Here is a 14,228-nt window from a genome sequence, read left to right as displayed (position 1 = left end):
AAGACCGCTGCCCGTAAGGGCAGCGGTCTTTTGTTTTTCTCCCCGCCCGCTCCCTGCCCTCATCCTGGCAGCGGTCGGGAATGGCCCTGGGTAGCCTCGATGCGTCAGATAAGAGCGTTGCTGGCGGCGGCCGCGCGGCCGCGCAGCCAGTTAATGCTCGCGAAGAGCAGCACGGCGAACACGATCAGCATCGTCGCCACCGCGAGGATCGACGGGTCGATCGAGTCGCGAATACCGCTCCACATCTGTCGCGGCACGGTTGTTTGATCCGGGCCGCCGATGAACAGAATCACGATGACTTCGTCGAACGAGGTCGCGAAAGCGAAGACGCTGCCCGTCGCAACCGCCGGCGTAATGAGCGGTAAGGTCACGCGCCTGAACGTGACCCAGGGCGTCGCGCCGAGCCCGGAAGCCGCGCGCAACAGACTCTGATCGAACGAAAGCAGTGAGGCCGTCACGGTGATCACGACGAATGGTGTGCCGAGGGCCGCATGCGCCAGCACCACGCCGGGATACGAGTTCACAAGACCAAGCGGCGCGAAGATCAGATAGAAGCCCGCGGCGACAACGACAATCGGCACGATCATCGGCGAGATGATGATCGGCATGATCAGCGAGCGCAGCGGAAACTGCGCGCGCGAAATGCCCAGCGCGGCGAGCGTGCCGAGACACGTGGCGATCAAAGTCGAAGCCGCGCCGATGCCGATGCTGTTCAGGAGCGATCGTTGCCAGGCCGCGCTCGTGAGCGCCTGCTCATACCAGCGCAGCGAAAAGCCCTGCAATGGGTACGAGAAATACGAGCCCGAATTGAACGAGAGCGGGATGATCGCGAGAATCGGCGCAATCAGGAAGAATAGGACAAGCGCTGTATGCAGCCGCACCCAGCGCGCGGCGACGCGTTCCGTCAGCACCGTGTTGCGTTTATCTGGCATATCGTTCCCTCGTCGTATCCGCGTGTGTCAACCGGGTCTCAACCGAAGCGCAAACGGTCGATGCCGACAATGCGGTTGAACAGGAAATAGAAGATCGCCGTGAAGATCACGAGATAGGCTGAGAGCGCACCGGCGAGGCCCCAGTTGAGTTGCGTGTTGGTCTGGATTGCGATGAGCTGACTGATCATCTCGTCGCCTGCACCGCCGAGCAGCGCGGGCGTGATGTAGTAGCCCAGCGCGAGCACGAACACGAGGAAGCAGCCCGCCCCCACGCCCGGCAGCGTCTGCGGCATGTAGATCCGCACGAACGCAACGAACGGGTGCGCCCCAAGCGATTGCGCGGCCCGCACATACACGGGCGATACGCTCTTCATCACCGAGTAAATCGCGAGAATCATGTAGGGCAAAAGTACGTGCGTCATACCGATGAGCACACCCGCGCGATTGAAGATGAGCGGCAGTGGATGGGTAGTGAGACCAAGGCCCATCAGCAGGCTGTTGATTACGCCACCAGGTTGCAGCAAAACGTACCACGCAGTTGTGCGCACGAGCACCGAGGTCCAGAACGGCACGATCACAAAGAGCATCAGGCGGTTACTGCTTTTTGCGGGCAAATTCGCGAGCAGCCATGCGACCGGATAGCCGAGCACAAGGCACAGTAGCGTGACCGTGGCGCTGATCGAAATCGTGCGCACGAACGCCTGCCGATAGATCGAAGCGTTGTCCGGCACGAACGCGACCGAACCTTGCGGCGTCACTTGCGCATCGACGGCCGCAAGCAGAAAGTCCGGCGTCGGCGACGTGGCGGCGCGCTTCAGCAAGCGCCAGATTTCCGGCGAATTCCAGCGTGCGTCGAGTTCGACGAGCGCCGGTTTCCACGCGGGCGGCGCATCGGGGGGCAACTGGCGCGCGGTGCGCATCAACAGGCTACGAAACTCGGCCTGATCGAAGTTCAGCCGCCGCGCGACAGTCCCGAGCTGCCCGCTTTGCTGCGCCTCTTTGAGCCCCGCAGCGAGCAGAGCGAACATCCGCTCGTCCGGCACGCCCTGCCCGTCCCATGCATCGAGCGCGCGTGTGAGCGCGGGCATGCTGTCGGGCACTTCATGGTTCTCCACGCTGCGCGCGAGCAGGAGCGCAATCGGAGCGATGAACGTCGAAAGCAGAAACACGATCAGCGGCAGCGCGAGCAAAAGCGCTTGCACCGACGCACGGCGGCGCGCCTTTTGAAACGACGCGCGGCCGTCGGCTCTCGTCGGAGAGCCCGGGGCCGTGGCTCGGGCCGAAACGGGCATGTGGGTAGTCACGTTGGGCTCTCGTTGGACGATCGTGTTACTGCGTCAGCCACACCTGGAAACGCTTATTGATCTGGTCCGCGTTGTCGGCCCAGAAGTTCGCGTTGATCTGCAAGGCGCGCTTGAAGTTCTCGGGTGCGGTCGGCAGATCGGCGAGGCGTTGCTTGTCGACCAGCGCGATTGCATCCTTGCGCGGCGGCGCATACGCGATGTACTTCGACAGATCCGCATACGCCTTCGGCTGCGAAGCGGAGACGATGAATTTCGCGGCGGCGTCGGCGTGCTTCGCGCCCGTCGGAACGGCCCACCAGTCGAAGTCATAAACCTGCGCGTCCCAGACAGTCTTGAACGGCTTGTTGTCCTTCTTCGCGGCGTCGGAAATGCGGCCGTTGTAGGCCTGCGTCATCACGACCGCGCCGTCTGCGAGCAACTGCGGCGCCTGGGCACCCGACTCCCACCACACGATGTTTTGTTTGATCGTGTCGAGCTTTTTGAACGCGCGATCCACGCCGGCGGGCGTAGCGAGCACCTTGTAGACGTCCTTCGGATCGACGCCGTCCGCAATCAACGCCCATTCCATCGTTACCTTCGGCGACTTGCGCAGGCCGCGCTTACCGGGGAATTTCTGCAGATCGAAAAAGTCGTTGACGGTGGTCGGAGCCGTCTTCAGCTTGCTCGTGTCATACGCGTAGACCGTGGACCAGACCATGCTTGCAACCGCGCAATCGCTGATCGTGCCGGGGATGAAGTCGCTCGTCTTGCCGAGCGTCTTCTTGTCGAACTTCTGCAGCAGGCCTTCGTCGCAGGCAGTGATCGCATCGTTCGTTTCGAGGTCGATCAGGTCCCACGTGGTGTTCTTCGCCTGCTCCATCGCGGAGAGCTTCGCGAGGCCGCCGTCATACGATTCGGTCGAGAAGCCAATGCCGGTGGCTTGCGTGAACGGCTCGAAATAGGCTTTCTTGGCCGCCGCTTCGTACGCGCCGCCGAAGGTCACGACGGAAAGCGTCTCCGCCGCCTGGACAGTCACTGTAGCGAATGCAAGTACGGCGAGTGCGGCGCTTTGTGCTTTGATGAGAGTGCGCATGTCAGTTGGCTCCTGCTGGTGCGGTCGTGATGATGGAAGGTGAGAGCGGTGTGGATGCGGGAATCACGGGCGCGCTGCGTGGCACGCTCATCGCGAGAATCTTGCAGTCGTCGTGGCGCCATGCGATCTCGATCGTGCTGCCGGGCGAAGGCAGCGCATGGCGCTGCGTATTGGGCACTTTCACGACGAAGGAGTCGCGCGAACCGAGCGCGAGGTGCACGCGATGATGATCGCCGCAATACACCAGTTCCTCGACGCGTGCGCGCACCACGTTGCTGTGTTCGTCGACGGGCGCGCCTTCGGCGCTCGGGATATGTGCGCGCTCGGGGCGCAGAGCGAGCATCGCTTCGTCGCCCATGCTCAGGCCGGGCTCGCAGCGGCCACGAATGACGCTGCCGTCCGAGAGCGCGAGCGTCGCCCACTCCTCGTTCGCATTGACGACGCGCCCGGTCAGCCCGTTGTTTTCGCCGACGAAGTTGGCGACGAAGGCGTTCTGCGCGTTCTCGTAGAGTTCGCTGGGCGTGGCGGCTTGCTGAATACGGCCATCGGAAAACACGGCGACGCGGTCCGACATGGTCAGCGCTTCGGCCTGATCGTGCGTCACGTAGACGATCGTAAGCGACAACTCGCGATGCAGGCGCATGATTTCGTACTGCATGGTTTCGCGCAGGCGCTTGTCAAGCGCACCGAGCGGCTCGTCCATCAGCACGACGCTCGGCTCGAACACGAGCGCGCGAGCGAGGGCCACGCGCTGCTGCTGCCCGCCGGAGAGCTGCGCGGGACGCCGGTTCGCCAGATGCGGCAGTTCGACCATCTCGAGCGCGCGCTTCACGCGCGTCTTCTGCTCGGCGCGGCTGACGCGCCGCACAGAGAGCGGAAACGCGACATTCTCTGCAATCGTCAGATGCGGAAAGAGCGCGTAGTTCTGAAACACCATGCCGATGTCGCGCTGATGCGGAGGCTTGTCGTCGAGCCGCCGTCCGTCGAGGCGTATCTCGCCGCGCGTGGGCGATTCGAATCCCGCAAGCATCATGAGCGTCGTCGTCTTGCCTGAACCGGACGGACCCAGCAGCGACAGGAATTCTCCCTTGCTCACGTCGAGGTTCAAGTCATCGACGACGTATTGCGCGCCGTCATACGACTTGCTTACGCCCGAGAACGAAATGAAGGAAGGGTTTGACATCGTGATCGCGTCCTGTCGATGATGCGTCTTGATCAATGCGTTTTCTCGAGCTGCATCGCGGCGATTTTGCTAGCGATGTAGCGGGCGAAATCATAGTTGGGCCGTTCGAGATGGCTTAAGTGACCGGGCTTCGCGAGCGGCGCGTGCACGCCGCGAAAGACGGCTTCCACGCCGCGTTTGTCTTCCGCGTTCACGTCGTCGAGCAGCTTCTTCAACGTCGTCATGTGCGCGTTGGCCTCGGTATCCGCGACGAACTCCGGCGCAAGCCCGCCGCCGAAGCGGATATGCACGCGATCCACGCCGTGAGGTTGCAGCACGAGATACCAGAAGTAGCCCGGCGTAAGCGTGACGAGATGCGTCGGGTAGATCGCGAGCAGCGCTGTGGTCTTGCGCCAATGTCCCGTGAGGCGCGTATTGTCCGGATGCGCGTTGCCGATGGGCAAGGACGCTTCCTTCGTGATCCAGTGATAGTTAAAAGCTGGATACCCCGGCGGACATTCCATTTCATCGAGCCGCGAATGCGGTCCTACCGTCGCGCGATGCAGCATGGGCAGGTGATAGCTTTCCATGAAGTTTTCCGCGAGGATCTTCCAGTTCGTGTCCCACACGTGCTCTTCATAGAAAGTTTCGATGTAGTCCGACATGCCGTATGCACCGATGAGCTCGTTCAGTTTGGCGAGCTGCGCGTGAACAGGCGGTGCGTTTTCGTCGAGTGTCACGTAGATCCAGCCTTGCCATTCTTCGCAGCGCACGGCGGGCAGCTTGTAGCTTTCCTTGCAGAAGCCCTCTTGCCGATCCATGAGCGGCGCGCCTTGCAGGGCGCCATCCAGCGAATAGTTCCAGGCGTGATAGGGGCAGACGATGCGGCGTACGTTGCCACGTCCTTCGAGCAGCACCGACATGCGATGCAGGCACACGTTCGACATCGCCTTGAGCTGCATCTGTTCGTCGCGCAGTACGACGATCGGTTGCGCTCCAAGTCGCGCCGTCATGTAATCGCCAGGCACCTTGAGCGCACTGGCGCGGCCGACGCATTGCCATTCGCGCTCGAAGATAGCGCGCTCTTCCAGCGTGAGGAATTCGGGCGACGTATAGACACCGGGCGGCATCGCATGCGCATCGCCGAATGACCGTTCGCAACCCGTCTGCAGTTCGTCGACCAGCGCTTGCACTGCGATCGTCCTTGCCGGGTTGGCCATGATGTCCCCCTTGATTCTTCACGGTGAAAGCGCGGCAACGCAAGGCTTTACGGCGTAGCGCTCAACATGGACACCAATCTATCAAGCCAAATTGCAAGCCAAAATATTGTTTTTAGATACAAAGCAAAGGTTTTGCCTATGCAGCGCGCGCGGGCTTAAAGCAGACGATCGCGCTTTCCTGATCATGCGTCGATATGCAGGCGCCGTATATAGGTTTCGCAGAATGATGTGAAGCGATGGACGACCTGGCGCGGCTTCATCGTGCGCGATTGCGCGATGCCGAGCATCGTGGCGTTGACGTTGTCTTTGAAACGCTTAATGACGAACTCTTCGCCATCCACAGTGCGATTCGATTTGAGCGGAAAGTTCAGGAGGCTATAGCCGAGACCGTTGGCCACCATGCCGCGCACAACTTCCGGCTGCGACGAGCGGAACGCGGGCACGGGGCGGCTGCCCACCGCATCGAAGAGCGCGGCGAAATACTCGCGGCTGTGCGGCAGGTCGAGCATCACGTAGGGCTCGGGCAAGAGATCCGCGAGCGATACCTTGCGTGCGCGTGCCAGACGATGCGTCCTCGGCAGGATTGCGTAAGGCGGCAGCGAGAGCAGCGGCGTGAAGGCGATTTCCTCTGTCAAATCGAGGCTGTAGGTGAGCGCAATGTCGAGCGAGCCGTCGTGCAGGCCACGCAAGAGGCCATCCTGATGCGCCTCGACTGTGCGAAACGAGATGCCCGCGTGCTCGTCGACGAATCGGCTGATCAGCCGCGGCATGAGCGGCGGCGCAAGCGAGACGAGGCAACCGAGCGTGATGACGCCCGTCATGCCGCCGTCCATTTCCTTCGCGGTCGTCTGCAATTCCTCTGCAATCTTCAGCAGATTGCGCGCTTGCCCGAGCAGATCGCGACCGGCTTGCGTGAGCGAGAGACCGCTCGCGTGATGCCGTATGAAGAGTTGCACACCGAACGACACTTCGAGGTCCGCGAGCGCCGTCGAGATCGACGGCTGCGAAATGTGCAGACGCTTCGCGGCGGCAGTGAAAGACAGCGCTTCCGCGGTAACCACGAAATAGCGCAACTGGCGCAACGAGTAGCGCAACGGTTGACTCTCCATCTGCAACGCTCCGTGTTCAAAGTCCCCAATGGGCGGCATTGTGAAGCGATCAAAAAGGCTTGCATAGGTAAATCCGATGCTATGCATTTTTTAAATATATTTTTCAGATTCTGAATGGGCGCGTAGATTTTCACGAAAGACGAACGGACCAGGTGGCGACGCGCTGTCGGAAAACACTACCGGGTCCGCCACGATCGCGAGCCCTCGCAGGCCGCTGCGCCGCGATGCCTCGATGCTGCGATCGAATCGAAACATTCCGCCTTTTCAGAAGGACACAGCTATGACAGTGGAAACAACGTCAATCGACACGCTCGTCGTCGGCGCCGGCCAGGCCGGCGTCGCCATGAGCGAACATTTGAGCAAGCTTGGCGTGCCGCATCTCGTGCTCGAACGCGCTCGTATCGCCGAGCGCTGGCGCACGGGACGCTGGGATTCGCTGGTTGCCAATGGTCCCGCGTGGCACGATCGTTTCCCCAATCTCGAGTTCGCCGACTTTGACCCCAACGCATTCGCGTCGAAGGAGCAGGTCGCGGACTATTTCGTCGCTTATGCGGAGAAGTTTGAAGCGCCGATCCGCACCGGTGTGGAAGTGAAAAAGGTCGTGCGCAATGCGGGGCGCCCAGGCTTCACCATCGAAACATCGGAGGGCACGATCGAGGCCAATCGCGTGGTAGTCGCGACGGGGCCCTTCCAGCGCCCTGTCATTCCGCCAATCGCACCGCAAGATTCGAGTCTCACGCAGATTCATTCCGCCGACTATCGCAATCCCGGGCAATTGCCCGAAGGGGGCGTGTTGGTGGTCGGGGCCGGATCGTCAGGCGTGCAAATCGCGGACGAGTTGCAACGTGCGGGCAAGCGCGTCTATCTGTCGGTCGGGGCGCACGATCGTCCACCGCGCGCCTATCGCGGCCGCGACTTCTGCTGGTGGCTCGGCGTGCTCGGCGAATGGGATGCAGAGGTCATGAAGCCCGGCAGAGAGCACGTCACCATTGCAGTGAGCGGTTCGCGTGGCGGCCATACGGTGGACTTTCGGCGTCTCGCGAATCAGGGCATCACGCTCGTGGGTCTCACGAAATCGTTCGATAACGGCGTGGTGACCTTCGAAGCCGATCTCGCGGAAAACATCGCGCGCGGCGACGAAAACTATCTGTCGCTGCTGGACGCTGCCGACGCGTACGCCGAGCGTAACGGTCTCGATCTTCCCGAAGAGCCCGAAGCCCGCGTCATTCCTGCGGATCCGGAATGCGTGACGCACCCGTTGCACGATCTCGATCTGGCGAAAGCCGGCGTGACATCGATTGTCTGGGCGACCGGATATGCAGTCGATTTTAGCTGGTTGAACGTCAACGCCTTCGATGAAAAGGGTAAGCCGAAACATCAGCGCGGCGTATCGAAGGAGCCCGGCATCTATTTCATCGGCCTGCCCTGGCTATCGCGCCGAGGGTCCGCATTCATCTGGGGCGTGTGGCACGACGCGAAGCACATTGCCGATCACATCGTCACGCAGCGTAAATACCTGGCTTACTACGACGACTCGCAAGGCCAGGCACCGAGCCGCGGCGAGGAAAGGGTTGAAAGCGTTGACAACACCTCCGCCGGCTCACGCATCCACAAAGTCAGCGAGATGGGCGTGAATTGATGCATACGCCTCTTTAATCCGCGATCCATTTCTTCCTACATTAAGGTGCATTGATGAGCCAACCTACGCATACCCGTATCCGCATGTTCAACACGAAGGATACGTATCCGAACCAGACGCTCGACAACGATCTTTGTCAGGCCGTGCGCGCCGGCAATACAGTCTATGTCCGCGGCCAGGTGGGCACGGACTTCGAAGGTCGCCTGATCGGCATCGGCGATCCGCGCGCCCAGGCTGAGCAAGCGATGAAAAACGTTAAGCAGTTGCTCGAAGAAGCCGGCAGCGACCTGTCTCACATCGTCAAGACCACAACGTTCCTGACTGACATCCGCTACCGCGAGCCGGTCTATCAGGAAGTCGGCAAGTGGTTAAAGGGCGTGTTTCCTATTTCGACGGGCCTGGTTGTGGTCGCGTTGGGTCAGCCGCAGTGGTTGATGGAAATCGACGTTATCGCGGTCATTCCGGATGGATGGACGCCGCCGACGGCCTAAGGAGAGGGACATGACATTCTCAATCGTCGGACGTTGTCCAGAATCCGGGCAGCTTGGCATCGCGATCAGTTCGTCCAGCATCGCGGTGGGCGCTCGATGCCCATGGTTGCGCGCAGGCGTGGGCGCGGTGGCGACGCAGAACGTCACCCTGCCCGCGCTCGGCCCGCAGATTCTCGATCTTCTCGGAAACGGGCAACTCGATCCCGCCGTTGCATTGGACCATGTGCTCGGCGCGAGCGAGTGGAGCGAGTACCGCCAAGTGACGGTGATCGATAGCGAGGGGCGCACGGCGTTCTTCAGCGGCAAGGAAGCGTTGGGCACGTATCACGCTGTCGCCGGCAAGCAGTGCGTAGCCGCAGGCAACATGCTCGCCGGCATCGAAGTAATCGAGGCAATGCTTCCGGCGTTCGAGCAAGCATCCGGCACACTGGCCGATCGCCTGCTCGCGGCCATGCATGCCGCGATGGCTGCCGGCGGCGAAGCGGGGCCCGTGCATTCAGCGGCGCTCAAGATCGTAGGCGACGTGAGCTGGCCGATCGTCGATTTGCGGGTCGATTGGATTGATGAAGACCCCATCGGCCATCTCGATGGACTATGGCAAGCGTATCGGCCGCAGATGCAGGACTACTTGACCCGGGCGTTGAATCCGACCGCCGCGCCTAGCTACGGAGTGCCCGGCAATGAATGACCGATCCAGCCGGGCGCTGCTCGAACGGCTGACCGGCTTCGCCACGGTCAGCCGGGACTCCAATCTGGACATGATCGAATTCATTCGGGCTTACCTGGAAGAACTCGGTGTCGAAAGCGAGCTGTTCTACAACGCCGAGCGCACCAAGGCGAATCTGTTCGCGACCATCGGTCCGCGTGAGCACGGCGGCATCGTGCTGTCCGGCCACACCGACGTGGTGCCTGTCGATGGTCAGGCGTGGACCGTCGATCCATTCCGTCTCACTGAACGCGACGGGCGGCTGTATGGCCGCGGCACGGCCGACATGAAGGGCTTCATCGCTTCGGTGCTGGCAGCGGTGCCCGGGTTTCTCGAGCGCGAGCTGAAACAGCCGGTGCACCTCGCCTTTTCGTACGACGAGGAAGTCGGCTGCCTCGGCCTGCGGCCGATGCTGGCGGAACTTGAGCGGCGTGCGCACAAGCCGGCCCTGTGCCTGATCGGCGAGCCGACCGAGCTTAAGCCGGTGCTGGGCCACAAGGGCAAGCTGGCGATGCGCTGTCAGGTGAAAGGTGCGCCTTGTCATTCGGCTTATGCGCCGTATGGCGTCAACGCGATTCAATACGCGGCGCGGATGATCGGCCGCCTGGAAGAGATCGGCGAGCAGTTGGCGCAGCCTCAGCATCACGACGAGCGATTCGATCCACCCTTCTCGACCGTGCAGACGGGCGTGATAAAAGGCGGCCGTGCGCTCAACATCGTGCCGGCCGAATGCGAATTCGACTTTGAAGTGCGCGCGTTGCCTGGTTTCGACGCAAACCAGGTAGCCGACGAGTTGCTGACCTACGCCGAGGCTGAGCTGCTGCCGAAGATGCGCGCCGTGCAATCCGACACTGACATCCGCCTTCAGCCGCTCTCCGCCTATCCGGGATTAGCCACGTCGCCTGACAGTGAAGCGGCGCGTCTTTTGGCGCTGCTCAGCGGTTCCAACGAGTTCGGCACGGTTGCATTCGGCACCGAGGGCGGACTGTTCGATAAGGCGGGCATTCCAACGGTTGTCTGCGGACCCGGCAGCATGGACCAGGGGCATAAGCCGGACGAATTCGTCACCGTCGAGCAATTGCACCAGTGCGATGCGATGCTGGCTCGGTTGGGAGATTACATTTCGGCCACGGCCGCGTCGCGAGACGTATGCATCAAATAGCGAGACCACTGTCTCGCGCCGAAGTTAGACGATCTGCAAGACCACGTAACTCAAATACTTTCGAATGCCAGGCATGGCGATTCGGTGGACCGAACACGCCTGATTACGCAAGGCGCAGAGCATGCGACAGGAGTAAGAGCTTTGCATGGGACCAGAGTAACGCGCTAGCTCCTGTCAACACTGGAGACAAACTTGAATACTTCCGAACGCGACGCTTCGCCGTTGATCGAAAAACACACCATCGGCTACGTGCCGCCAGAAGATCGCCATGGCAAGGTGCGCGACCTGTTCACGCTATGGTTCGGCGGCAATATCGCGCCATTGCCCATCGTTACCGGCGCACTCGGCGTGCAGATATTCCACCTGAACTTGCTGTGGGGCATCGTAGCGATCATCGTCGGTCAGGCGGTCGGCGGCGTGCTGATGGCGTTGCATTCGGCGCAGGGCCCGCAGATGGGCATCCCGCAGATGATTCAAAGCCGTGCGCAGTTCGGTTCATGGGGCGCGCTGCTCGTCACCGTGATCGCAGGCGTGATGTACGTGGGCTTCTTCGCGTCCAATATCGTGCTTGCCGGGAAGTCCCTGCATGGCATCGAACATGGCATTCCGGTTCCTGTCGGCATCGTGATCGGCGCGATGGGATCAGGGCTGATCGGGGTCATCGGTTACCGGCTAATTCATATTTTGAATCGCATCGGCACCTGGGTGCTTGGAATCGGGATTTTCATCGGGTTCGGCTATATCCTCACGCATATCTCTACAGGCGATTTCCTGACGCGCGGCGGATTCAACTTCGCCGGCTGGCTCGCGACCGTTTCGCTGTCGGCGCTCTGGCAAATTGCGTTCGCCCCGTACGTGTCCGACTATTCGCGCTATCTGCCGCAAAACGTGCGCGTCGCATCGACGTTCTGGGCGACCTACCTCGGCTGCACGATTGGCTCAACGCTCGCGTTCGTCTTCGGCGCAGTAGCCGTGCTCGCGGTGCCGCCCGGCGCCGACGCGATGGACGCCGTCAAGCAGGCCACCGGACCGCTCGGGCTGCCGATGCTCGTCCTCTTCCTGCTGAGCGTGATCAGCCATAACGCGCTGAATCTTTACGGCGCGGTGCTCGCGGCCATCACGTCGCTGCAGACATTCGCTTATCGCTGGATTCCCACGGCGAAGGCGCGTGCCGTGCTGTCGATTGCGATTCTCCTTGCATCCTGCTACGGAGCGATCGGCGCTTCGACGAACTTCGTCGGCAATCTGGTTGATCTCGTGCTCGCGCTGCTGGTCGTGCTGGTGCCGTGGACTGCGATCAACCTGATCGACTTCTATGTGATCCACAAGGGGAAATACGACATCCAGTCGATCTTCCAGGTGGACGGCGGCATCTACGGCCGCTTCAATCCGCAAGCGCTGATTGCCTATGGGATCGGCATCGTCGTGCAGATTCCGTTCATGAGCACGCCGATGTATACGGGTCCCGTGCCGAAGTATCTCGACGGTGCGGATCTCTCGTGGGTGATCGGCTTGCTTCTGACATCGCCGCTGTATTACTGGCTCGCGTCGCGGGACACCGACTATCGGCGCAGACAGTCCGGTGCAAGTGTCACGCGTGGTCCGGCGAGACAGTCATGAGCATATTGCGCGGTCACGACGACCGTGCCGATTTTCTAGCCGGTATCGATCTCATGCTTCGCGGGATCGGGTCAGCGGGTGGTCGCTAATCTGCCATAGCGGTACCCTGCTGCTTACTTCCCGCCAGTGACATCGAGGAATGTGCCGGTGATGAAGGAAGCCTCGGCGCCTGCTAGCCATAGGATCGCCCGCGCAACCTCTTCAGGTTGACCGCCTCTTCCCATGGGGATCGAGTCTTTAACGCGATCCACCCGTCCCGGCTCGCCGCCGTTAGCATGCATCTCAGTGTAAATGTGCCCAGGGCGAATGCAGTTGACGCGTATCCCATCCCGCGCGACTTCTTTGGCGAAGCCGATAGTGAATGTCTCAAGCGCACCCTTCGACGCCGCGTAGTCGACATATTCGTTTGGACTGCCAAGCCGGGCCGACGCCGATGAGATGTTGATCACGGCGCCGCCCCGCCCGTTGTGACGATACGACATCCGCTTCACCGCCTGCTGCGCACAGAGGATGGCGCCGATCGAGTTGATCGCGAAGATACGCTGCATCCGCTCGAATTCGAGATCTTCCAGCCGGGACTGCTGCGCAATGATCGCAGCGTTGTTCACCAGCACGTCGATCCGGCCAAACTTCCGGTCGATCGCGGCGAATAGCTCAGCGACCTGCTCTGGATCTGCGCTGTCTGCGCGCATGGCTAAAGCCCGGCGCCCGAGCGCTTCCACATCAGCCGCCACCGCAAGGGCGGCAGACTCGTTGGAGACGAAACTGATCGCTACATCGTAACCTTGTGCGGCGGCAAGCCGCGCAGTCGCCGCGCCTACGCCGCGACCTCCACCCGTTATCAGAATCAACGGGGCCTGCGGAACAGCATTCATTTAGTGATCCTCCACGTGATAGTGCCGGTATAAAAGAGCGCAAACGCGCAATGTCAAAGGCCCAAACAAACCGCCCCACCCGCGACGATCACGCACGCGAGCCAGCGTTTTCCACTGACCGTTTCACGCAGAAACCCACGCCCGATCAGCACCGCGAACACCACGCTGGTCTCGCGCAAGGCCGATACCGCACCCATCGCGCCCGACTGCAGCGCCCATATCACGATGCCATACGCCGCGATCGACACGAGGCCCCCGAAGAGCGATGAGCCGATTGCTATTGGCACCGTCTTTACAGGAGTCCACAGCGCCGCAATCCCACGCGTTGCGACGAACAGCATCGGCATCAGCCAATAAAACAGGAACATCCACGCGGTGTAGGCGAGTGCCTCGCCACCGGATAAACGCACGCCGATGCCGTCGATCACGGTATAGATGGCGATCGTCACGCCGGTCGTCAGCGCGGCCAGCAAACCTGTACGCGACACGCGCCCCCTCTCCAGGGCGATTGCGACGATGCCACCCGATATCATCACGATCCCGAGCACATGCAACGGACCGATCGACTCATGCGCAAAGAGCGCCGCGCCGAGCGTGACGAGCAGGGGCGACGAGCCGCGCGCGATCGGATACGCCTGCGCCAGATCGTTGCTGCGATACGACCGTACGAGCGTCACGTTGTAGACGATATGCACGAGCCCCGATGCGACGATGTACGGCCAGGCCGTGTCGGACGGTAACGGCGTGAACAGAATCACGACCGTAGAGGCTGCCGCGATGGCGATGCTCATCCATGTCATGGACAGGAACCGGTCGTCGTTGCCGTGCAGCATCGCGTTCCAGCTCGCGTGAAGCAGAGCGGCGAGGAGAACGAAGCCGCCGGTATAACTGAGCATTCGAGTTCCGGAAAGAGAAGGTATTAAGAAGAATATCTAT

At 61.4% G+C, this 14,228-nt stretch carries 13 protein-coding genes; 5 read left to right on the top strand and 8 right to left on the bottom strand.

Translation table 11 applies throughout. The annotated features are described in order from the left end of the window. Nucleotides 1-104: 104 nt before the first annotated feature. The 6 genes from M0D68_RS09970 to M0D68_RS09945 all read right to left on the bottom strand — a co-directional run bounded on the left by M0D68_RS09970 (nucleotide 105) and on the right by M0D68_RS09945 (nucleotide 6,799). On the bottom strand, nucleotides 105-932 hold the full coding sequence (locus tag M0D68_RS09970; protein ID WP_093646123.1) for an ABC transporter permease: 828 nt from the start codon (nucleotides 930-932) through the stop codon (nucleotides 105-107). 38 nt (nucleotides 933-970) lie between these two features. Further along, nucleotides 971-2,224, bottom strand: a complete 1,254-nt coding sequence (locus tag M0D68_RS09965) for an ABC transporter permease (RefSeq protein ID WP_200619192.1) — start codon at nucleotides 2,222-2,224, stop codon at nucleotides 971-973. A 37-nt stretch (nucleotides 2,225-2,261) separates the two neighbouring features. Next, a complete protein-coding gene (locus M0D68_RS09960; protein ID WP_093646128.1) occupies nucleotides 2,262-3,308 on the bottom strand; it encodes an ABC transporter substrate-binding protein in 1,047 nt (348 codons plus the stop codon). Between the two features lies 1 nt (nucleotide 3,309). After that, nucleotides 3,310-4,491 carry an ABC transporter ATP-binding protein gene (locus tag M0D68_RS09955; RefSeq protein WP_200619154.1) on the bottom strand — a complete coding sequence of 394 codons (1,182 nt, stop codon included), beginning with the start codon at nucleotides 4,489-4,491 and terminating at the stop codon, nucleotides 3,310-3,312. A gap of 32 nt (nucleotides 4,492-4,523) precedes the next feature. Further along, on the bottom strand, nucleotides 4,524-5,690 hold the full coding sequence (locus tag M0D68_RS09950) for an SRPBCC family protein (RefSeq protein WP_200619153.1): 1,167 nt from the start codon (nucleotides 5,688-5,690) through the stop codon (nucleotides 4,524-4,526). A 182-nt stretch (nucleotides 5,691-5,872) separates the two neighbouring features. Further along, nucleotides 5,873-6,799, bottom strand: coding sequence for a LysR family transcriptional regulator (locus tag M0D68_RS09945; RefSeq protein ID WP_093646132.1), 927 nt, complete (start codon nucleotides 6,797-6,799; stop codon nucleotides 5,873-5,875). Nucleotides 6,800-7,079: 280 nt separating this feature from the next. Here M0D68_RS09945 and M0D68_RS09940 point away from each other — a divergent pair, with 280 nt between their 5' ends. From M0D68_RS09940 to M0D68_RS09920, 5 genes are all read left to right on the top strand, one after another. Further along, entirely contained in the window at nucleotides 7,080-8,438 is a 1,359-nt protein-coding gene (locus M0D68_RS09940) for an NAD(P)/FAD-dependent oxidoreductase (protein ID WP_200619152.1), read from the top strand. 53 nt (nucleotides 8,439-8,491) lie between these two features. After that, a complete protein-coding gene (locus M0D68_RS09935) occupies nucleotides 8,492-8,929 on the top strand; it encodes a RidA family protein (RefSeq protein ID WP_054041383.1) in 438 nt (145 codons plus the stop codon). A 10-nt stretch (nucleotides 8,930-8,939) separates the two neighbouring features. After that, complete coding sequence (locus tag M0D68_RS09930; protein WP_200619151.1) at nucleotides 8,940-9,617, top strand: DUF1028 domain-containing protein; 678 nt, start codon at nucleotides 8,940-8,942, stop codon at nucleotides 9,615-9,617. Beyond that, nucleotides 9,610-10,797 (top strand): acetylornithine deacetylase, encoded by a 1,188-nt coding sequence (gene argE / locus M0D68_RS09925; protein ID WP_200619150.1) that lies wholly within the window; start codon nucleotides 9,610-9,612, stop codon nucleotides 10,795-10,797. The genes M0D68_RS09930 and argE overlap by 8 nt, the downstream gene beginning before the upstream one ends. Before the next feature lie 192 nt (nucleotides 10,798-10,989). Next, nucleotides 10,990-12,417: a cytosine permease gene (locus tag M0D68_RS09920; protein ID WP_093646140.1), complete on the top strand. Its 1,428-nt coding sequence runs from the start codon at nucleotides 10,990-10,992 to the stop codon at nucleotides 12,415-12,417. Nucleotides 12,418-12,530: 113 nt separating this feature from the next. Here M0D68_RS09920 and M0D68_RS09915 read toward each other — a convergent pair whose 3' ends face one another. Together M0D68_RS09915 and M0D68_RS09910 are read right to left on the bottom strand one after the other, a co-directional pair. Beyond that, complete coding sequence (locus M0D68_RS09915; RefSeq protein ID WP_200619149.1) at nucleotides 12,531-13,292, bottom strand: SDR family oxidoreductase; 762 nt, start codon at nucleotides 13,290-13,292, stop codon at nucleotides 12,531-12,533. A gap of 53 nt (nucleotides 13,293-13,345) precedes the next feature. After that, entirely contained in the window at nucleotides 13,346-14,188 is an 843-nt protein-coding gene (locus M0D68_RS09910) for a DMT family transporter (RefSeq protein WP_093646144.1), read from the bottom strand. Nucleotides 14,189-14,228 lie beyond the last annotated feature (40 nt).

It is taken from the genome of Paraburkholderia sp. SEWSISQ10-3 4 (assembly GCF_030464785.1).
GTDB classification, from domain to species: Bacteria; Pseudomonadota; Gammaproteobacteria; order Burkholderiales; family Burkholderiaceae; genus Paraburkholderia; species Paraburkholderia aspalathi.
Note: the sequence above shows the minus strand (reverse complement) of the source record. Positions and strands in the feature narration are given on the sequence as shown.

Bases quoted from the DNA above. Each gene is read 5' to 3' on its own strand.
- M0D68_RS09935 (WP_054041383.1), top strand. From the start codon at position 8,492: ATGAGCCAACCTACGCATACCCGTATCCGCATGTTCAACACGAAGGAT.
- M0D68_RS09930 (WP_200619151.1), top strand. From the start codon at position 8,940: ATGACATTCTCAATCGTCGGACGTTGTCCAGAATCCGGGCAGCTTGGC.
- M0D68_RS09915 (WP_200619149.1), bottom strand. From the start codon at position 13,292: ATGAATGCTGTTCCGCAGGCCCCGTTGATTCTGATAACGGGTGGAGGT.
- M0D68_RS09910 (WP_093646144.1), bottom strand. From the start codon at position 14,188: ATGCTCAGTTATACCGGCGGCTTCGTTCTCCTCGCCGCTCTGCTTCAC.
- M0D68_RS09970 (WP_093646123.1), bottom strand. From the start codon at position 932: ATGCCAGATAAACGCAACACGGTGCTGACGGAACGCGTCGCCGCGCGC.
- M0D68_RS09965 (WP_200619192.1), bottom strand. From the start codon at position 2,224: ATGCCCGTTTCGGCCCGAGCCACGGCCCCGGGCTCTCCGACGAGAGCC.
- M0D68_RS09940 (WP_200619152.1), top strand. From the start codon at position 7,080: ATGACAGTGGAAACAACGTCAATCGACACGCTCGTCGTCGGCGCCGGC.
- argE (WP_200619150.1), top strand. From the start codon at position 9,610: ATGAATGACCGATCCAGCCGGGCGCTGCTCGAACGGCTGACCGGCTTC.
- M0D68_RS09945 (WP_093646132.1), bottom strand. From the start codon at position 6,799: ATGGAGAGTCAACCGTTGCGCTACTCGTTGCGCCAGTTGCGCTATTTC.
- M0D68_RS09960 (WP_093646128.1), bottom strand. From the start codon at position 3,308: ATGCGCACTCTCATCAAAGCACAAAGCGCCGCACTCGCCGTACTTGCA.
- M0D68_RS09950 (WP_200619153.1), bottom strand. From the start codon at position 5,690: ATGGCCAACCCGGCAAGGACGATCGCAGTGCAAGCGCTGGTCGACGAA.
- M0D68_RS09955 (WP_200619154.1), bottom strand. From the start codon at position 4,491: ATGTCAAACCCTTCCTTCATTTCGTTCTCGGGCGTAAGCAAGTCGTAT.